Consider the following 20,455-nt stretch of genomic DNA (forward strand, 5'->3'; position numbering starts at 1 on the left):
TTTTTGAGTACAGCGTGCTGCTCAGTTCAAAACGCATAGGTGAGCGACATGTAGGGAGACACCCTGGCGCTGCGAAAGCCCGAGGGCTTGGCAATCGGCATGGCGAGCACGAGATCAAGGTGAATCTGGCGCCATTGCGAACGCACGCCCAGCGCAACACCCGCGAGGTGTCGGCCGATAAGTTGCGCGCTGGAAGGTCCCCAAACACGACCTATATCCACCGCTAGATAGCCCATTGCAGGCAAGCTGCCGATCTGCAGTGGCATGGTTAATTCGTTACGCCACGCAAAGCCGCTTTCGGCGAGAAGCGTGGAGGTACCGTCGAAGCCGCGCACAGTGCCTCGACTGCCAATGCTGAATTGGTCCAGCGTGAGCGTGGTGTCCTTGGTGTATTGGAGCCTCACACTGCTGCGCAGGCCTATCGGACGAACCGCCTGCCCGGGCTGTGCGCTTGCACGACGATTGAGCAGATCGGGTACATCAAGCGCCACACTGGCATTCCAGATCTGAGGGCGCAAGGTAAGGCCCAGCGAAATTTGCCGGTCGTAATCAGGCTCTGCGCCAAACCATCCCATGCCCTTGCGAAAAGAGAGTTCAGCATCCAGGCTAGCGCGCCTGAAGAGGTGCTTGTAGTTGAGGCCCAGATTGGCGAAGCTGTTACGCCGGTTTTGCACGACCAACTCAACGTCATCTATGAAGCTGCGCGCGCGCCGAATCGAAACCCCACCAAACAAGCCCATTTTGCTCGACTGGTTACGCCAGACGGTGCGGTCCCAGCGCAGATCGATACCGTGGCTGCGCCCGCTTGAAGTCACCGATGCCGTGGTGAGTTGCACCTGCTGTGCAAACCTGGTGGCATTGGCGCTTAGCGTAAACAGGTTGTATCCCCAGGGGATGCTGTAGCTCAAGCCCAAAGATTGGCTGCGATGGTCTGCGCCGGGGTTTTTCAGGTTCGTGTTGACGCTGGCGCTGATGAGGTCATTCAAGCCGGTGGGGTTGTCGAACGCGACGTTGGCGCTCAATTGGGGACGCCCCAGAGCGGGACTGCCTGAGTTATCCAGTGTGAGCCCGCCACGCAACCGGGAGCCTGTGGGCTTGCTCACAATACGGACCACGCTGGTATCCGGCTCTTGACCGGGTTCAAGCTGAGTTTGAACCACCCGACTAGATAGCCGGTTCATTTGCTCGACCCCCTGATCAAGATTCCGAACATTCAGCAGATCACCTGAGGCGATGGGAAATGCGCCCTCCCAAAACAGGCCCCTCTCACCTTCTACGGCAGCAATGCGCCCTGCATGCAGTTGGATGTGCAACGTGCCGTCGGTCAGGTTCTGCGGTGGCAAAGTGACTTTGCTGGTGGCATAACCGGCCTCCAACAAGGCGCCATCCAGTGCCGAGGCAAGTTGACGTATTCCTTGCACGCCCAGGCACGATTGCAGCCAAGGTTTGGCGGCATCGCGCAACCATTCGAACTTCTCAACCATCGGCCCCGACAGCTCGATGCGCTGGATATCAAAGCAAGGTGTCTCGCGTGGAATTTCACCAACAACCGCCTTAGGGCCGGGCGGCTGCAGGGCATCGCGCGCGGGCTCGCTGGGTTGCTCCTGCAAGCGCTGGGTTTCTCGCCTCAAGCCCTCCTCAATGATTCGCGCAGGGGCAACTGGCGGCGCATTCTGCGCAGCAACGGGCGCAACAACGCTAACCATCGCCCAGAACCGCAATAACGCACCTAACCCACCTAACGCAAGCTGACCCACCTTCCTCGCCACACCCTCTCCTTTACCGAATAATTTTTTATTAGTTAGCTCATACCGAGATCAATGCGCGTGAATACTTGATTCGACACGATTGAAAAAACTGTAAGCGCACGTAGCGCCAAATAGACGCTTTGAGCTCAGCGTCTGAAGAATTCAACGAGTGTTAAGGGAGTAATGCACACTCCCGCGATGCGGAGGATGCGTCTTTTGAAATCGCAAATTGATATGAGTCAAAAAATGCGACGGCTCAGCTCTTGCTCGCCAGACTTTAGCAATGCGTTACGGCTATGTTTTTTTTTGAAACTTGACCTGAAAGTGCTCACTGCAACTTTGCCGTCAATTACTCCGTAGCGATGGGAGGGGTGGCATGGCTGCCAGCTACCAGAGTGCCTGCGGGCGTTCCGGCCGACGCAGGTATACCTTGGGCACCAATACTTCTGTGGTGCTTCCACCTGCCGAGGTAACGGTGTCTTTGACCAGCAACACCTCATCGTGCAGGACAGTTTCTGCGAGGGCCGTGTCCAACTGCTGGCCGCAGTAGCATGTCCCGAAGTGTTTCTTGGGATCGTCAAACCGGTAGGCTGCGTGCCTTCCAAAGTACGGCTCATCGGTGTTTCGCCGGCCAATTCTCTTGAGCGACGTGACGGCGATTTCCTTGATGTGCAGAGGGAGATCAGAGAAGTCGGTGGCTGGTGGTTGAAGCGGCATGAAACTCAGGCCGGGGTCGGTACTTCAGCGAAGGCGGCGGCGACGTCCTTGACCTTGGCAACGCGGCCAGCGGCCAGCGCCTGAAGCGGTGTGTCTCCACCCAGGGATCCCTTGCGGGTCAGGAAAAACTGCAGCTTGGAGCCTCCTGGCAGCTCGCCAAGCACTTTGGTCACAGCTTCCAGGTGTTTGCGGTCGTAGCGTGAATCACCATAGAACGCAGGGAAGTAACGCTCCGCTTTGTGGGTCAGATAAAAAACACGATGGCCTTCCGCTGCCTTCCAAACCGCCTGCCGGCTAGCCCAGCCCATCAAGTTCTGGAATTCGACGGGCGTCAGCAGTTGCCCCTTGTTGATCATGGCTTCGGTGGTGTCCAGATCCCAGACCGTTTTAACGTCTTTCTGATGGGTTGCAGCTGGGTCCGCAAGTTTGGCCACGTCGGATGTCGGCATTCGAGGCGGGGCCGAGGGTGCGCTGACAGTGACCACTCGCAAGACTTTGACGGTTTGCTCCAACTCGTCTAAAACACTCGCCAACTCCTGGCGAAAGTACAGCTTTGCGCTCTTGCCGCTGCCCAAAGGCGCGTTGAAGATACGCGCGGCCTCTTTGTTGACCTCGCGAATGTGGTCGACAAACGCGGGAATGTCGATTTTTTTCTTGACAAGTGCTCGGGCTGAGGTGGGCATGCGGCGGCTCCTTTTGAAGCTTTCAATGTAGCGAAGTTTGTCAACTTCGTCAACCATGTCACCTGCGACATCCAATTATCCTGAGCCGATCACAAGATCTTGTGATCGTTGTCTTTCTGATGACCTTGATCCCCCTCCCATTAGGGGCGGGCTGCGCGCAGCCGGTCAATCGGAGGGGGCACGCTAAGCGCCACCATGGACACGCCGCTTGCCCCCTTCCCCACCTTCCCCTACGCCGGGCGCCCCCAGCGGGGGAAGGAGTAAAACCAGCTCATAGTCTGGGGTTCTGGAGCTCAAGCCGGCAGGCGCGTCATCATTAATCGCTCTCCGAGGGAGAGAGGTAAAAATGCTACGCAAGAGAGCGTGAAATAGATAGGTCTCACGCCTCAATCGTCGAAACGACTTTATGCCAGCAGCCTGGCCTTGGCTTCCTGGTACTCGCGCTTCAAGCGGGCGGTCAATTCAGCAGCGCTCACCACTTCCTTGATCGCGCCAATGCCTTGGCCGCAGCCCCAGATGTCTTTCCAGGCTTTGGCCGAGCCGCCGCCGGCGAAATTCATTTTGCTGGGGTCGCTTTGTGGCAGATTCTCTGGGTCCATGCCGGCATTGCGGATGCTGCCTTTCAGGTAGTTACCCAGCACACCGGTGTAGAAATTGCTGTAGACGATGTCGTCTGAGTTGCTTTCGCAGATCATCTTCTTGTAGTCCTCTACTGCGCGCGCTTCGTGCGTGGCAATGTAGGCGGAACCGATGTAGGCAAAATCTGCACCCATGGCCTGCGCCGCCAGAACGGCGCCGCCTGAAGCGATGGAGCCAGACAGGGCCAAGGGGCCGTCAAACCATTGGCGAATTTCCTGGATCATGGCGAATGGGCTCTTGGTGCTGGCATGGCCGCCTGCACCTGCTGCCACGGCGATCAGGCCGTCTGCGCCTTTTTCAATAGCCTTGCGAGCAAAGACGTTGCTGATCACGTCATGCATCACCACACCGCCCCATGAATGCACTGCCTGGTTCACGTCTTCACGAGCACCCAGGCTGGTAATGATGACTGGAACCTTGTACTTGGCGCACAAGGCCATGTCTTCCTCCAACCGATCATTGCTTTTGTGCACGATCTGGTTGATGGCAAAAGGCGCGGCCAGATTGTCTGGGTTGGCTTTGTCCCAGGCGGCAAGCGCTTCTGTGATTTCCGCCAGCCATTCATCCAGCTGCGCGGCCGGGCGGGCATTGAGCGCAGGCATGGAACCAACAACGCCAGAGGTGCATTGGGCGATCACCAGCTGGGGATTGCTGACGATGAACAATGGTGAACCGATCACAGGGAACTTCAACTTGGCAAGCACCGGAGGCAGTTTTGACATGAGGACGCTCTTTTTTAGTGAATGAATTTAGGATCTAGTCTCGATCAGATGGCTCTGCGAGCCTCCGATTGACGACACTAGGGGATGAAGGGCTCATTCGGAAATAACTTGCACATTTGATTCATCGGATTCGGGCGATCTGCAGCGTTGCAAATCGTTTGTGTAGTTGGGCTACACCGCACGCTTTGCGCCTTGCAGCTCATCCCGACTCCTCGGTCCAAATGCACAACCTACTCCCGAACGAACCCTTAGGCTTTTCGGAGATGACCCGCCTAGTATTGGCAGGATCACCCCTTCGGAATCAGCGAAACAGGGATAGGAATACGCAGAGATCTGGGTTTCAAATGGTCAGAACTCGTCGATCGCCAGCGCGGACACGCTTTGCGCGCCCTCAACAATGGCATCGCGAAGACCTGGCGCGCGTGTGAGGATGTGATCAGCGTAGAACCGTGCGGTGGTGATTTTGGCTTGCATGAACACTTTTTCATGGCCTTTGGCCAACTGCTGTTCAGCCACCAGCAAGGCGCGGCCCATCTGCCAGCCAGCCACCAGATTGCCGGCCAGCATGAGGTAGGAAACGCTACCGGCGTAGGCAGCATTCGGATCACTCTTGGCCTGTGCAGCTATGTAGTTCACCACGTCCGTAAAGGCGTTTCTAGCGGCGGCCAGGCGTTTGCCTACGGCCTGGGCATCAGCGCTGCCGGCAGCCAGTTCTTTCTCAGTGACCTCAATCTGCGCAGCCAGGCCCAAGGCGGTCTGCCCGCCATCACGCGCTGTTTTGCGCCCGACCAGGTCATTGGCCTGAATGGCGGTGGTGCCTTCGTAGATGGTCAGGATTTTGGCATCGCGGTAGTACTGCGCAGCGCCGGTTTCCTCTATGAAACCCATGCCGCCGTGCACTTGCACGCCAAGATTGGTGGCTTCCAGGCTCATCTCAGTGCTGTAGCCTTTAACCAGGGGCACCAGGAATTCGTAGAAAGTCTGGTTTTCGCGGCGCACTTCTGCATCGGGGTGCTGGTGCGCGGCATCGTAGGCTGCGGCGGCCACGCTGGCCATGGCGCGGCTGCCCTCAGTCAAAGCGCGCATGGTCATCAACATACGGCGCACGTCCGGGTGGTGAATGATGGTTGCGCTGCCTTTCACGCTTCCGTCAACCGGGCGGCTTTGTACGCGCTCCTTGGCGAAGGCGGCAGCTTTTTGATAGGCCCTTTCCGCCACGGCAATACCTTGCACGCCCACTGCATAGCGGGCGGCGTTCATCATGATGAACATGTATTCAAGGCCTCGGTTCTCTTCGCCAACCAGGTAGCCTACTGCTCCGGGTTCTGAGGCCTCACCAATGCCATCTCCGAACTGCAGCACTGCAGTGGGGCTGGCCTTGATACCCATCTTATGTTCGATGCTGACGCAGTGAACGTCATTGCGGGCGCCAGGCGAGCCATCTGGCTTCACCAGGAACTTGGGCACCACGAACAGACTGATGCCTTTAACGCCCTCAGGAGCGCCTGCCACGCGTGCGAGCGTCAAATGGACGATGTTCTCGGCCATATCATGCTCACCATAGGTGATGAAAATCTTGGTGCCGAAGATTCTGTACGTGCCGTCAGGCTTTGGCTCGGCGCGGGTGCGCACCAGAGCCAGATCGCTACCCGCCTGAGGCTCGGTCAGGTTCATGGTGCCGGTCCATTGACCAGCGACCAGTTTTTCCAGGTAGACGCTTTTCAGCTCGTCGCTCCCGGCTGTGAGCAGAGCCTCAATGGCGCCGTCTGTCAGAAGAGGGCACAGGGCGAAGCTGAGGTTGGCGGAATTGAGGATTTCTCCGCATGCCGCACCAATGGTCTTGGGCAAGCCTTGCCCGCCGAATTCTCCAGGATGCTGCAGGCCCTGCCAGCCGCCTTCCGCATACTGCTTGAAGGCTTCCTTGAATCCGGGGGTGGTGGTTACCACGCCGTCCTTGAGTGAAGAAGGAGCAAGATCGCCTTCCACGTTGAGGGGTGCTGTAACGCCTTCGTTGAAGCGCGCGCACTCTTCAAGAACTGCTTGCGCCGTTTCCAGGCCTGCATCCTCGAAGCCGGGGATCAAGGCAATCTGGTCTATCCGTGCCAGATGCTCGATGTTGAACAGCATGTCCTTGACGGGTGCTTTGAAACTCATGTTGTCTCCGTAATTTCAATTCTCAATCATCGCCATAGGGAGCGATTCATGCCTCGGCAAAATCCCGAAGCAAAAAAAACGGCGTCCGCACAACTGCTGAACGCCGCTTGGCCTAGGAGCAATGTTAGTTACCCCTAGAAGGATCAGAGTGCTTTGGCGAGTTCGGGTACTGCGGTGAACAAATCAGCCACGAGACCGTAGTCGGCTACGCTGAAAATCGGGGCTTCTTCATCTTTGTTGATGGCCACGATCACTTTGGAGTCTTTCATGCCGGCCAAATGCTGGATGGCACCGGAGATGCCTGCAGCCACGTACAGCTGAGGAGCAACGATCTTGCCGGTTTGGCCGACTTGAAGGTCATTGGGCGCATAACCCGCATCCACCGCAGCGCGGCTGGCACCGATGGCAGCGCCCAGCTTGTCAGCCAGCGGAGTCATCACTTCCTGGAATTTCTCAGCACTGCCAAGCGCCCGGCCGCCGGAAACGACGATCTTGGCTGCGGTCAGTTCAGGACGGTCGTTCTTGGCCAGCTCTGCTTTCACAAAGGTGCTCTTGCCTGCGTCTGCAGCAGCAGCCACGGTTTCGACAGCCGCACTGCCGCCGCTGGTGGCTGCAGCATCGAAGCCGGTGGTACGCACGGTGATCACTTTGACCTTGTCACCGCTTTGAACGGTGGCAATGGCGTTACCGGCGTAAATAGGACGCTCGAAGGTGTCTGGGCTGTCAACCTTGATGATGTCGCTGATCTGAGCCACATCCAGCTTGGCAGCCACGCGTGGAGCCACGTTCTTGCCGCTGGCGGTAGCTGGGAAAAGAATGTGCGAATAGTCGCCAGCGATGGCGAGCACCTGGGCGGCCACGTTTTCTGCCAGGCTGTGGCCAAACGCAGCGCTATCAGCGAGCAGTACTTTAGCGACGCCTGCTACTTTGGAGGCTGCATCAGCAGCGCCCTGGGCGTTGTGGCCAGCGACCAGCACGTGCACATCGCCTCCGCAGGCTACTGCGGCGGTAACGGCGTTGAGAGTGGCGCTTTTGATGCTGGCGTTATCGTGTTCAGCAATGACGAGAGTGGTCATGTCTTCAAATCCTTGAGTTGGGCATTGGGCTTTCAGTGTTCTGTGGGATCTGCCGGCTTCTGGCGTTGAACGCTCAACGCCAAATGCTGGCAGAGTCGCATCAGATCACCTTGGCTTCATTCCTGAGCTTGTCCACCAGGGTGGCAACATCTGGCACCTTGATGCCGGCGCCGCGCTTGGGAGGCTCAGCCACTTTCAGGGTTTTCAGGCGAGGAGCGACATCAACACCCAGGTCATCGGGCTTGAACACGTCGAGCTGCTTCTTCTTGGCCTTCATGATGTTGGGCAAAGTGACGTAGCGTGGCTCGTTCAGACGCAAGTCGGTCGTGATGACGGCTGGCAGGCTGATGGAGATGGTTTCAAGGCCGCCGTCTACCTCGCGGGTGACGCTGGCTTTGTCGCCTTCGATCTCTACCTTGCTGGCGAAAGTGGCCTGGGGCAGATCCGCCAGAGCGGCGAGCATCTGGCCGGTTTGGTTGGCATCATCATCAATGGCTTGTTTGCCCAGAATGATGAGTTGGGGTTGTTCTTTGTCGACCAAGGCCTTGAGCAGCTTGGCAACGGCCAGGGGCTGCAGCTCCGCATCAGTTTCGACCAGAATGCCGCGATCAGCGCCAATGGCCATGGCTGTGCGCAAGGTTTCCTGGCACTTGGCATCGCCACAGGAGACCGCAATGATTTCCGTGACCACGCCCTTTTCTTTCAGGCGAACAGCCTCTTCGACGGCAATTTCGTCAAAGGGGTTCATACTCATCTTCACGTTCGCAATGTCTACACCTGTGCCGTCATTCTTGACACGCACTTTCACGTTGTAGTCCACCACGCGCTTGACGGCGACGAGTGCTTTCATTTAAGACATCTCCTGCTGGTTTTGAAATACGTGACCGGGCGCGCTCTATGAGACGCCCCCACCGGCCTTAATCAAACATTCTAGTTCAGAGCTTGGCTCGCTTTTTGAGCGTGTCCTAATCTCAGGACACGTTCGCGACTCAACCCCGTAGGCATCTTGAACGCATATTAAGCGAAATTCGAACGATCGTTCTTTTATTTTTACAAATTGCCCGATTACGTCACTTTTGCGTCAGGGGCAGAACCCGGAGCGGGCTCCGAAGAGGCTGGCTCACCTGCAGGTTTCCCTGCCGAATCAGACACCGTATGCACCACCCGCTGTGGGTACGGAATATCAATGTTGTGGGCGCGCAAGGTTCGCAAAATAGCGAGGTTGACCTCAGAGCGCAGGCCCATCTGGCCTGATTCAGGCTGATCCACCCAGAAGCCCACCGTGAACTCCAGGCCATCTGCACCAAAGGCTGAAAGAGATACAGACGGCGCTGGCTCCCTCAGCACCCGCGAGCTTGATAGCGCCGCCTCACGCAACAAGCGGATGACGAGGTCGACATCACTGTCATAACCAACCGAAACCACGGTGGACCTGGACACCCGCCTATCCGCTAACGACAAATTTTCCACGCGCTGCGTCACCATCATTTCATTGGGCACGATGGATTCGCCTCCGTTGACCGCGCGAATGACGGTGTAGCGCGTTCGGATGTCAGTCACCTGCCCCTCATAGCCATCTACGCGCACCACATCTCCTATGCGAATGGCGCGCTCGGCCAGGACGACAAATCCGCTGACATAGTTGGCCGCCAGTTTCTGCAGGCCCAAGCCAATACCCACACCAATGGCGCCGCCAAGCACAGAAAGCGCAGTGAGGTTGATACCAACGGTGGACAAGGCCATCAGCACACCGACGAACAGCAGCAAAGCCCGCACGGCATTGGCAATGGCAATACGCACAGAAAGGCTGGCGCCACTGGCGGCCCGCAGCAGCCGCGCCTCGATCGCGGCAGAAAGCCAAAGCGCCAGCATGACCACCGCGCCCACAGTGACTGCTCCGCGCAGCAGCATGGCCACCGACAGCTTGGCACCACCCATCTGCCATGTCACATCGTCCAATTCATCCATGAGCAAGGGCAACAGCCCCGTAACCCACAAGACAAAACAAAGCCACACACCCCAGGAGATTGAACGCTCCAGCGCTCGCACGGGCGCGGCTTTCGGGAACGCCGCCTGTAATACCTTCACCCCTATGCGGATGACCACCAAGGCCACCAGAGCGGGTAGCACCACCCGCAAAAACGGCACGGCTTGCCAGCGAGCCAACTCCAGGCGAACCAAATAGGTGAGCCCCAGCCACAACAGCGGAAAAAGGACGCCATCAAAGGCGCGCACGCCGGTGAGGATGGATGGTTTGTCAGGAATCTGCGGCCAGGCGCGCCGCGCAGCACTCGCCAATGCCCATGCGATCAGGCCGCAGCAGACGACAAGGGCTATCTCGATCAGCACCCCGCGCTGGCTCACGCTGACCCACCAGGCGGTCCAATCGTTGATGCGTAGCCCGGAGGCGTCGGTCAATCCTGCGCTTATGCCCGCCATGTAGGTTCCCGTTTTTCGATGAATGCCTGTACGCCCTCTTGCGCCACATCAAGCATCATGTTGCAAGCCATGGTCTGGCCCGCGAGCTGATACGCGGCCTCTATTCCAAGCTCTCGTTGTTGATAGAAAAGCTGCTTGCCCATGGCCACTGCCTCTCGCGGCTTGGCGCATATGGCACCTAAAAGCTCATCAATTTCCGCATCTATGTCGCCTGCTGGCACCACGCGGTTAACAAGGCCACGAGCAAGCGCTTCCGATGCCTCTATGAAGCCGCCAGTGAGCAACATCTCCATGGCCTGTTTGGCAGGCAGGTTTCGTACCAGCGGTACGCTGGGGGTGGCGCAAAACAGACCGACATCAATGCCATTGACACCGAAGCGCGCCGTGTCCGCCGTGACCGCCAGGTCGCATTGCGCCACCAATTGGCAACCCGCTGCCGTGGCCAGCCCTTGCACTCGGGCGATGACGGGCACCGGCAGCTTCATGATGGAGAGCATCACCTTGCTGCACTTGGAAAACAGGCTCTGGTAGTAGTCGAGCCGCGGGTTCGCTTTCATCTGTTTCAGATCATGCCCAGCGCAAAAAGCTTTGCCTTCTGCGGCAATGACCAGCGCCCTTGCCTTCTCGTCTGACGCAATGATGCTTAAGTGGCGCTGTAGCTCATCGAGCATCGCCTCGCTGAGAACGTTGAAGGATTTGGGCTGATTGAGCGTCAGCACGTGCACCCCACGCGCATCGCAGCGGTGAAGCAATATGGGTTCAGGGTGGCTGGTCATGGTTTCACGAAAAATGCAAGGCAAAGCATAGCGCGAAGTGCTCCGCAGCTTGAGCCAGGAATGATTTGCGGCCAAAGGCCAGTCTACTTAGAAAAAAGACGCAGTGCCGGCCTGGGCAGCCGGCGCATGAGATCTATTTCATTACCTACAAGCCAGCAAGCACCCGAATGTGCGCCTCAACGCTGCGCGCCAGGGCTCCCAGGTTGTAGCCGCCCTCCAGGCAACTGACGATACGGCCGCCGGCATAGCGATCCGCCACATCCTTAACACGCTGAGTGATCCACGCGTAATCCTGATCCACCAGACCCAGTTGGCCCATGTCGTCATCTCGATGGGCATCAAAACCGGCGCTGATCAGGATCAATTCTGGTTTGTGCGCTTCCAGGCGTGGAATCCACATGATCTCTACCAGCTCGCGGATATCCATCCCCCGGGTGTAGGCAGCCACGGGGCAATTGACCAAATTAGCATCGGTCCTCTTCGCCCCGCCTTCGGGATAGAACGGATGCTGAAAGAAGCTCACCATGAGAATGCGGTCATCACCGGCAACGATGTCTTCCGTGCCATTGCCGTGGTGCACATCAAAATCGACAATGGCCACGCGCTTGAGGCCAAGTCTCTCGCAGGCATATTTGGCTGCAACCGCGACATTGCTGAAAAAGCAAAAACCCATGGCCTGGTTGCGGGTAGCGTGATGGCCGGGCGGGCGGGTGCAGCAGAACGCGTTCTCCAGCTCACCACTCACCACCGCGTTAACCGCGTCAATGGCGGCGCCCGCAGAGAGCAAGGCCGCACGGTAGGTGTGGCTGTTCATCACGGTGTCGGTGTCCAGCGAATAGTGATCCGGGCCACCAGCTGCCATCTCTTCGACCAAGATCTCATTGAGCCCGCGCAGAGCAGCCACGTGGCGGCGCCCATGGGCCAATAGGAGTTCGCTCATGCCAGCGGGTGTGGCGTCGCGCCGATCAAGCGCATCGCCCACGCCGGTAATCAGAAGACGGTCTTCTATGGCGTCAAGCCGCTGCGGGCACTCTGGATGCCCAGCCCCCATATCATGCTTACGACAATCATCGTGTCTGAAAAAACCTGTCTGCCCCATGTTTTTCTACCTCTGCTTGAACCGATTTCCTTCAGGAAGCTCTATATAAATCGAGTGGCGCCTACATCTCCCACTTATTGCTCGATTTGTGCAGAGCTTCCTTAAGCTCATTCAATTTTTCATGTAACGTCGAACTATGGATATTGCGACAAAAATCAAATCGGTTCTCGATCAGCTTAACACGGTGCTGATAGGCAAAAACAGTCAGGTTCAAGACAGCGTGGCGTGCCTGTTGGCAGGAGGCCACCTCCTTATTGAAGACGTGCCGGGTGTGGGTAAAACCACTCTGGCCCATGCGCTTGCACGCACTTTTGGCTTGCAGTTTTCACGTGTGCAGTTCACCGCAGATCTGATGCCCGGCGATCTCTCGGGCGTGGCTGTGTACGAACGGCAAAAGGAGGCTTTCGTTTTCCACCCCGGGCCGGTTTTCTCCCAGATCCTTCTGGCTGATGAAATCAACCGCGCCAGCCCCAAAACGCAAAGTGCGCTACTGGAAGCCATGGAAGAAAAGCAGGTGTCCGTGGAAGGCCAGACGCGCCCCCTGCCTTCCCCATTTTTCGTGATCGCCACGCAAAACCCGTTTGACCAGCTCGGCACCTACGCCCTGCCAGAATCGCAACTGGACCGCTTCCTGATGCGAATCTCTTTGGGCTACCCGGAGCGGCAGGCAGAACGCCAACTGCTCACCGGCAGTGACCGCCGGGACCTGCTCTCCACACTCCCCGCTGTGTTGACGGAAACAGAGTTAGCAGCCTTGCAGCATGCCGTGGGCCGGATTCACGCGGCGGAGCCGCTGCTTGATTACGTGCAAGATCTGATCACCGCCACTCGATCGGGCCAATGGTTCATGCAAGGCCTTTCCCCACGCGCGGGCATTGCGCTAATGCGCGCTGCACGGGCGCAGGCCTTGATTGCCGGACGCGATTACGTGGCACCAGACGATGTGCAGGCTATCTTGCCGCAGTGCATAGCTCATCGCATGGTGCCAGTGGGAGACGCCGGGCGCGGCGCGATTGAGCAAGTGCGCGCCATGATCGACGCCGTTCCCCTTCCATGAAATCTTCCCGCGAGCTGCAAGCAGACCCCGGCGGGAGCTTGCCCTGGTGGCATGTGCGCCCCCGCGTGCGGCAATGGTGGCTTTCCCGGCTTTCGCTAACCGACACATTCACGCTCACTCAGCGCAATGTCTACATCCTGCCCACACGCGCCGGATGGATGCTGGCCGTTACGCTGATTGTGCTGTTGGTAGCCTCAATCAACTACCAACTCAATCTGGGCTACCTGCTCACGTTTCTTCTGATGGGCTGCGCCGTGGTGAGCATGGTGGTGTGCCACAACACGCTGCGCGGGCTGACACTCCATTTATTGCCACCGCAACCGCTGTTCCTTGGCGGGCTTTCCGTGCTTGACATCAAGCTGATCAACGCACGACGCACCCCGAGATACGCGTTGGGAATGGCGGTACAGGGCACCAAGCATTGGGCCTGGGCGGATGTCCCGGCGCAGGGCGAATCGGCGGTACAGATCAGTTTCAGGCCAGAGCGCCGCGGCTTGCACCGCGTACCGGTCTTGACTTCGGAGACGCGTTTCCCACTGGGCACCTTCCGCGTATGGACCATCTGGCGGCCTGCCGCGCAAGTCATGGTGTATCCGGCGCCAGAAGCCATGCCCCCTCCGCTCCCGCAAGGTGACCCCATATCAGGCGCTGGCGCCATGGCCAGTGCCAGATCCGCCGGGGAATTTGATGGCGTGCGCGCTTATCAACGCGGCGACCCTATGAAACTGGTGGTCTGGAAAAAATTCGCAAAGGCGGGCGAGTTGGTCAGCCGTGACTCCAGCCAGACACAACGCTACGAACTATGGCTGGACTTCGCCCGCGCTGGCTCGCTCGATACCGAAGGCCGACTTTCTCGTTTGGCGGCCTGGGTGATGGCCGCAGATGCGCAAGGACTTCAGTACGGCCTGCGCCTGCCGGGCGGTGAGATCAAACCTGATGGCGGCTCAGCGCAGCGCCTTCGCTGCTTGCGGGCACTGGCGCTAGCGTGATGAGATTGATAGATTTCAAACACCTGCCGCGTGACGCACGCGACACCTTGTTCCTATTGGCGGTGATCGCTTGGGTCATCATGCCGCAGGTCACGCATTTGCCCATCTGGTGCACCGCGTTTGCTGCCGGCGTGCTGATCTGGCGGGGCCGAATTGCGCTCAAAGGTCACCCACTGCCCAACCGGTGGTGGCTGCTCGCGCTGCTGATCATTACCGTAGTGGCCACCTTCTTGAGCCACCGCACCTTATTGGGGCGTGATGCCGGTGTCACCCTGATCATTGTGCTGCTTACGCTCAAAACCCTTGAGTTGCGTGCCCGGCGCGACGCACTGGTGATCTTCTTCCTTGGTTTTTTCACCCTGCTCACCGGGTTCTTTCAATCGCAATCGCTGATCACAGCCATCGTGATGCTGGTGGCGCTGCTGGGCCTGCTCACTGCGTTGATCAACGCCCATCGTCCGGTGGGGCACCCCACCTTGACTGAATCCGCAGTGCTCGCCGGAAAGATGGCGCTACTGGGTGCGCCCATCATGCTGGCGCTGTTTATGCTGTTTCCACGCTTTGCACCGCTCTGGGGTTTACCTAGTGATGCCACAGCCGGCCGCAGCGGGCTTTCGGGCTCCATGAAGGTGGGCGCCATAGCAGCTTTGGTGTTGGATGACCGGGTCGCGATGCGCGTTCGTTTTGAAGGCGCACCGCCACCGCAAAGCGCGCTGTATTTTCGTGGGCCGGTTCTTAGCCAATTTGACGGAAGCGAATGGACCATCCCCGACAGCGCCTTTGGCCCTTCACCAGCGTCCGACCTCATCGTCAGCGGCCAACCGGTACGTTATGAAACCACCCTGGAGCCCAACAGCCGCCCATGGTTGCTCACACTCGATGCCGCGCCTAACGCCCCAGAACTCCCGTCTTCAGTCAATGCGCGTTTGACTTCGGATCTGCAATGGTTGGCCTCCCGGCCCATCACAGATTTGCTTAGATACCGTGCCGAAAGCTACCCGCAATTTCGCTACGGCCTGATGGCCGCCAATGGTCAACCGCGCAAAGATTTTGGTGAATACCTGCGGCTCCCCCCGGACTTCAACCCGCGCACACTGGCGCTTGCCAAAGAACTTAAAGCTGAGGTGCCAGAGAGCGCCCCGGAAGGCCTCGTTCAGGCCGCGCTGGGGCGGCTACGCACCGGGGGTTACCAATACACACTGGAGCCCGGGGTAACGGGGCTTCATAGCGCAGATGAATTTTGGTTCGACACCAAAGCCGGTTTTTGCGAGCACATTGCTTCGGCTTTCGTAATCCTGATGCGCGCAGCGGGAGTTCCATCGCGCATAGTCACCGGTTTTCAAGGCGGCGAGGTCAACAGCGTAGACGGCTACTGGACCGTGCGCAACGCCGACGCCCATGCCTGGGCGGAGGTGTGGCTGGCGGATCGCGGTTGGGTGCGCGTTGACCCCACCGCCTCCGTGGCCCCTGGCCGAGTGGGCCAATTCCAGCGCCTGCGCCCCCCAGACGGCATGATGGCCGGCGCCATTGGTGCGTTCAGCCCCACACTTCTGGTTCAGCTGCGTGCCACCTGGGAAGCCATCAACAACGGGTGGAACCAATGGGTGCTCAACTACACACAAAGCCGGCAACTGGATCTGCTGAAGAACCTGGGCTTCGACAACCCAAGCTGGGAAGATCTGGGCAAGGTGCTCGCCGGCTTGCTGACACTGGCCGCCTTGGCCGGTTCGGCCTGGGCTATTTGGGAGCGCGGCCAGCACGATCCGTGGCAACGTTTGCTGGGGCAGGCGCGCAAACGCTTGTTGAAAGCAGGGGTGCAATTACCACCCAACGCGCCGCCACGTGAGTTGGCACGCCTTGCCCAAGCCAGCGAGCAGTTGCCTGAACCGTTAAAAAATGCCCTGCAAGAGTGGCTTTTGGCCTTGGAGCGGGCAAGATATGCCCCCAACCCGGGCAGCATGCCCGCGCAGATCGCTAAACTGCAAAGTCAATTCAAGCAGATCGCCTGGCCGCGCCCTGCCCCACCCCGACCCGCCTGAGATAGCGTGGGTGAATCCAACATTCCGGATTCACTCGCATGTCCTGAGCAAACTCCAAAACGCACGCACATGCATCGACGTCCGTTCATCCTGTCTTCAGTGGCCGCGCTGCTCACTGCCGGCAACCCAAGCATTACATCCGCAGCCCAGCGTCAGCAAAAAAGCCGACGCACTGAAGCCAACGAGGATCCCGCGCGCCCCTACCTCTTGCGCGAAGACGCTATGCGGTTTGCCGATGACCTCGCAGAGCGGCGCGGGCTGGATCGCCAGTGGGTCAGAAGCAAAATTGGCCAGGCGCTGTTTATCCGCTCCATCCCAAGATTGATGCTGCCTCCTCCGCGCGGCACTGCAAAGAATTGGGCTGTTTACCGCAGCCGATTCATTGATCCGGTACGTATCCGCGCCGGCGTGCGTTTCTGGGCAGCCAATAGCAGCACCCTGGCCCGTGCTCAAGAGCAGTTTGGCGTTCCGCCTGAGATCATTGTTGGCATCATCGGGGTGGAAACCATCTATGGTCAAAACATGGGGAGCTTTCGCGTGATAGACGCGCTCGCCACACTGACCTTCGACTTCCCCGCTCAACACCCACGCGCCCAAGCGCGGCAAGCGTTCTTCCAGGATGAGCTGGAGCAATTTCTAAGCCTGTGTGATCGCACCGGCATGGATCCCGTCGTGCCGCTGGGAAGCTACGCAGGCGCCATGGGAATGCCGCAGTTCATGCCATCTAGCTGGGTGAAGTACGCCATTGATTTTGACGGCGATGGCCGAGTAGATCTATGGAACAGCCCTGCGGACGTCATTGGCTCCGTTGCCAGCTATTTCCAGGGTTTCGGCTGGAAGCCTGGCATGCCCACGCACTACCCGGTGCGGCTGGCTCCAGAAGCAGATATGGATGCACTGCTGGCGCCAGACATCCTTCCTTCCTTCAGCCAGGCCAGCTTTGCGGCCAAAGGCGCTGTACTGAGTGGTGCGGCACTGGATCACGTGGGGCCGCTCGCACTCATTGAGCTTCAAAACGGCAGTGCTGAGCCCACCTTTGTGGCGGGAACAGATAATTTCTACACCATCACACGCTACAACTGGAGCAGTTACTACGCCATGGCAGTGATTGATCTTGGGCGCGAAGTCATGGCGGTCAGGAACACACCTATACGGTGAGGCTCTTGCAATCTTGTTGATGTGGACTGGAGATGAATCAACCGGCCAGCCTTGGGTTCTATAGTTACTTTCAGGCGTTGAGTTACGTCGAATACTCAACACCGTTCAAGCTTGTCGAAGCTTTGCGCGGTGCTTCGACAGGCTCAGAGTGAACGGTTTATCTAAATATCCAACCTATATCTCAAGCCTCAGTGCGCTCCTGCCGCATCCGCCGAAGCCCCGCCTTTAGGCCGTTTTGCCAACCAAACAAGCGGAATCAGCAGCAGGAACAAGAACGCTGAGCCGTAGAAAATTTCCTGCGTAGAGAGCATGTAGGCCTGCTGCGTCGTCAGGCCGTTGATGTAACTCAGCGCTTGATCATGGCTCATCCCTCTGGCCTGCAACCCCTCCAGAGTAGCCATAGCCGTTTGGTTGCTGTGGCTAATACTCTCAGCCAGATTGGCATGGTGCATGGCAGCACGGTCTTCCCACATGGTGGTTGCCACTGAGGTGCCAATGGCCCCCGCAGTAATCCTCATGAAGTTAGACAGGCCCGAAGCTGCAGGAAGCCGTGAAGGCTCAATCCCTGAAAGCGTGATGGTCACCAGCGGAATGAAAAAGAACGCCATCGCAACACCCTGAATCAGGGTTGGAATCATGATGGTGCCGAAATCCGTTTGCGTGGTGAAGTGCGAGCGCATCCAGAGAATCAACGCGAACACCAGGAAGGAGAAAGTGGCGTACCTGCGTGGATCCACCTTGTGCAGCGTGAGGCCAACGATGGGCGAGAGGACAATGGCAAACAAGCCCACTGGCGCCATGATCATCCCGGCCTGCGTGGCGGTGTAGCCCATGAACTGCTGTAACCAAAGCGGCAAGATCACCACGTTGCCGAAGAACACGCCGTAACCCACCGCCGTAGCTAAAGCGGCCGACCAAAAATTGCGCCGCTTGAAAAGCGACAAATCAACGATCGGGTGCTCTTCAGTTAGCTCCCATATCAAGAAGAAGACAAAGCCCACTAACGCGACCACTGCAAAGGCAATGATCTGGCCAGAGTGGAACCAATCGAGCTCCTTGCCTTTGTCCAGCATCAGCTGCAGCGCACCTACCCATATGACCAACAAAGACAAACCAACAGCGTCTATAGGTACCTTCCTGGTCATGGTTTCGCGTTCGCGATAGAGGGCCCAGGTGGCTGCTGCGGCCAGCAAGCCCACCGGCACGTTGATATAGAAAATCCACGGCCAGCTCACGTTGTCTGTAATCCACCCGCCCAGCAATGGGCCCATGATCGGCGCCACCAGCGTGGTGATAGACCACATGGCCATGGCCAACCCCGCTTTGGCAGGCGGATAGCTTGACAGCAGCAAGGTCTGAGAAAGCGGAATCAAGGGCCCGGCGACAAAACCTTGCAGAGCGCGAAACGCAATGAGCATTCCCATGCTCGGCGCCAGGCCGCACAACCATGAGGTGAGCACGAACAGAAGCACGCTGGCCATGAAGAGCCGAACCTGCCCAACTCGCTGCGTCAACCAGCCCGTGAGCGGCACAGAAATCGCATTGGCAACCGCGAAACTGGTAATGACCCACGTGCCTTGAACAGGGCTTACGCCCAGATCGCCGGCGATCGCAGGCAGTGAGACGTTCGCGATCGAGGTGTCGAGCACGTTCATGAACGTAGCAGCGGAAAGCGCCAGCGTGCCAAGCACGCGGGCACTACCGGATAGTGGCGGATGAGCCACTGGAGCAGATGAGGAGCTCATAAAATTGCCGAGGCTGCCCTACGCCCTTTTCAGGCTGCCTTGCGAGCTGGCTTCATCTGCACATGATGCTCAGGGTTAACCTGTTGACCACGGCCTTTTACCGCCGCGGCGGATGCACCGTTTGAGTTGGCAACGGGCATTGGCCTTCCCATGTTCTTCGCGATGATTTTTCTAACCTGATCCTCAGCGCCTTCGTCGGCCTGCCCATACACCTGGGTCTGCGCAAAAGGCTCGGCACGTGTGGCTTCAGCCAGAGAGAGGCCGCTCTTATCGGCCACATCCACTTCAGCTTCCATAGACAAGCCAACACGCAGCGGATGCGCTTTGACTTGCTCTGCATTCAGTGCAATTCGCACAGGCACGCGCTGCACCACCTTGATCCAGTTACCAGTGGCATTTTGTGCCGGCAAAAGCGCTGAGGCAGACCCTGTAGCGATTCCCAAACCGGCCACCTTGCCCTCGAATTTCACCTTGCTGCCATAGGCATCAGCCGTCAGCGTGACAGGCTGGCCCACGCGGATATTGCGCAGCTGGTTTTCCTTGAAGTTGGCATCTACCCACAGCTGATCGAGCGGCACCACGGTCATCAATGGGGTGCCTGGCGCCACGCGTTGGCCTAGCTGCACATTCCGTTTGCTGACATACCCACTCACCGGCGCTGGCAAAGCCATGCGGTGTGCAGCAATCCAGGCCTCACGCACCTTTCCGGCAGCTGCCAACACGCTTGGGTGCTGGTCCACAGGCGTTCCATCGGTCAGTGCCTGGTTGCTATTGAGTTGCTCTCGGGCTGCGGAAACTGCAGCGTTGGCTCCCTGGAGCATGCTTTGCGCCGCCACGACCTGTGCGTTGGCGTGGCTAAGCTCTTCGCCAGACACCGCACCGCCTGCAACCAGTCCCTGGCGGCGTGCAAGATCTTGCTGCGCCGTCGTCAACTGTGAGCGCGCCTTGGACACATCAGACTCCCGAAGCGTGATCTGCGCGCCAAGTGAAGAATTGTTCACATACAAAGTGCGCACTTGCCGAACCGCCTGCCCCAAAGCTGCCTCCGCCTGCGCCAGCGCCACGTTGGCATCTTGCGGATCCAGCCTGATGAGCGCCTGGCCTGACTGAACACGGTCAGTTTCATCGGCCAGGATGGCAGTCACGGTGCCGCCTACTTGAGGCGTGATCTGAATCACGTTGCCCTGCACGTAGGCGTTGTCAGTTTCTTCAAAATGGCTGAGCACCAGCCAGTCGTAGGTCCCCCAGGCCAAACCGGCAAGTACGACGATGCTCGCCACCGCTATCAGCGCTGGCTTGCGTTTGGAATTCGCCGAACCCGCTTGTGGTGCGTTCTCTAGCGAAGAAGATGCGGCAGAAGCCGTTGGCGAGGGGTTGCCCTGTGCCTGATTGTGATCGGCCATGGATGTGTCCT

The 20,455-nt window shown here is 58.4% G+C and carries 16 protein-coding genes; 4 read left to right on the plus strand and 12 right to left on the minus strand.

What is annotated here, in order from left to right; all coding sequences use genetic code 11:
• Nucleotides 1–26: 26 nt before the first annotated feature.
• From G518_RS0109120 to G518_RS0109165, 10 genes are all read right to left on the minus strand, one after another.
• Nucleotides 27–1,631, minus strand: coding sequence for a ShlB/FhaC/HecB family hemolysin secretion/activation protein (locus G518_RS0109120; protein WP_211231690.1), 1,605 nt, complete (start codon nucleotides 1,629–1,631; stop codon nucleotides 27–29).
• Nucleotides 1,632–2,135: 504 nt separating this feature from the next.
• Nucleotides 2,136–2,465, minus strand: coding sequence for an RES domain-containing protein (locus G518_RS34470; RefSeq protein WP_028602275.1), 330 nt, complete (start codon nucleotides 2,463–2,465; stop codon nucleotides 2,136–2,138).
• Between the two features lie 5 nt (nucleotides 2,466–2,470).
• Nucleotides 2,471–3,148 (minus strand): hypothetical protein, encoded by a 678-nt coding sequence (locus tag G518_RS38365; RefSeq protein WP_156909327.1) that lies wholly within the window; start codon nucleotides 3,146–3,148, stop codon nucleotides 2,471–2,473.
• 404 nt (nucleotides 3,149–3,552) lie between these two features.
• Nucleotides 3,553–4,509 (minus strand): NAD(P)H-dependent flavin oxidoreductase, encoded by a 957-nt coding sequence (locus tag G518_RS0109135; RefSeq protein ID WP_028602276.1) that lies wholly within the window; start codon nucleotides 4,507–4,509, stop codon nucleotides 3,553–3,555.
• A gap of 348 nt (nucleotides 4,510–4,857) precedes the next feature.
• Complete coding sequence (locus G518_RS0109140) at nucleotides 4,858–6,663, minus strand: acyl-CoA dehydrogenase (protein WP_028602277.1); 1,806 nt, start codon at nucleotides 6,661–6,663, stop codon at nucleotides 4,858–4,860.
• A 143-nt stretch (nucleotides 6,664–6,806) separates the two neighbouring features.
• Nucleotides 6,807–7,739 carry an electron transfer flavoprotein subunit alpha/FixB family protein gene (locus G518_RS0109145; RefSeq protein ID WP_028602278.1) on the minus strand — a complete coding sequence of 311 codons (933 nt, stop codon included), beginning with the start codon at nucleotides 7,737–7,739 and terminating at the stop codon, nucleotides 6,807–6,809.
• 100 nt (nucleotides 7,740–7,839) lie between these two features.
• Nucleotides 7,840–8,589 (minus strand): electron transfer flavoprotein subunit beta/FixA family protein, encoded by a 750-nt coding sequence (locus tag G518_RS0109150; RefSeq protein ID WP_028602279.1) that lies wholly within the window; start codon nucleotides 8,587–8,589, stop codon nucleotides 7,840–7,842.
• A 215-nt stretch (nucleotides 8,590–8,804) separates the two neighbouring features.
• Complete coding sequence (locus tag G518_RS34480; RefSeq protein WP_051236277.1) at nucleotides 8,805–10,178, minus strand: mechanosensitive ion channel family protein; 1,374 nt, start codon at nucleotides 10,176–10,178, stop codon at nucleotides 8,805–8,807.
• On the minus strand, nucleotides 10,166–10,954 hold the full coding sequence (locus G518_RS0109160; RefSeq protein WP_028602280.1) for an enoyl-CoA hydratase: 789 nt from the start codon (nucleotides 10,952–10,954) through the stop codon (nucleotides 10,166–10,168). Before G518_RS0109160 ends, G518_RS34480 begins: the two co-directional genes overlap by 13 nt.
• 145 nt (nucleotides 10,955–11,099) lie before the next feature.
• Entirely contained in the window at nucleotides 11,100–12,053 is a 954-nt protein-coding gene (locus G518_RS0109165; RefSeq protein WP_028602281.1) for a histone deacetylase family protein, read from the minus strand.
• Nucleotides 12,054–12,189: 136 nt separating this feature from the next.
• On the opposite strand from G518_RS0109165, the gene G518_RS0109170 reads away from it, so the two are divergent.
• The 4 genes from G518_RS0109170 (at nucleotide 12,190) to mltB (ending at nucleotide 17,296) form a co-directional block, all read left to right on the plus strand.
• Nucleotides 12,190–13,110, plus strand: a complete 921-nt coding sequence (locus tag G518_RS0109170) for an AAA family ATPase (protein WP_028602282.1) — start codon at nucleotides 12,190–12,192, stop codon at nucleotides 13,108–13,110.
• On the plus strand, nucleotides 13,107–14,099 hold the full coding sequence (locus tag G518_RS0109175) for a DUF58 domain-containing protein (RefSeq protein ID WP_028602283.1): 993 nt from the start codon (nucleotides 13,107–13,109) through the stop codon (nucleotides 14,097–14,099). The genes G518_RS0109170 and G518_RS0109175 overlap by 4 nt, the downstream gene beginning before the upstream one ends.
• Nucleotides 14,099–16,138, plus strand: coding sequence for a transglutaminase TgpA family protein (locus tag G518_RS0109180; protein WP_028602284.1), 2,040 nt, complete (start codon nucleotides 14,099–14,101; stop codon nucleotides 16,136–16,138). The genes G518_RS0109175 and G518_RS0109180 overlap by 1 nt, the downstream gene beginning before the upstream one ends.
• Before the next feature lie 69 nt (nucleotides 16,139–16,207).
• The gene (gene mltB / locus G518_RS0109185; protein WP_051236280.1) at nucleotides 16,208–17,296 is read left to right on the plus strand and encodes a lytic murein transglycosylase B; all 1,089 of its coding nucleotides are present in this window, start codon (nucleotides 16,208–16,210) and stop codon (nucleotides 17,294–17,296) included.
• A gap of 188 nt (nucleotides 17,297–17,484) precedes the next feature.
• On the opposite strand, the gene G518_RS0109190 is transcribed toward mltB, so the two are convergent.
• Nucleotides 17,485–19,041 carry a DHA2 family efflux MFS transporter permease subunit gene (locus G518_RS0109190; protein WP_028602286.1) on the minus strand — a complete coding sequence of 519 codons (1,557 nt, stop codon included), beginning with the start codon at nucleotides 19,039–19,041 and terminating at the stop codon, nucleotides 17,485–17,487.
• 29 nt (nucleotides 19,042–19,070) lie between these two features.
• A complete protein-coding gene (locus G518_RS34485) occupies nucleotides 19,071–20,444 on the minus strand; it encodes an HlyD/EmrA/EmrK family protein (protein WP_084651616.1) in 1,374 nt (457 codons plus the stop codon).
• Nucleotides 20,445–20,455 lie beyond the last annotated feature (11 nt).

It is taken from the genome of Ottowia thiooxydans DSM 14619 (genome assembly GCF_000422885.1).
Classification (GTDB): Bacteria; Pseudomonadota; Gammaproteobacteria; order Burkholderiales; family Burkholderiaceae_C; genus Ottowia; species Ottowia thiooxydans.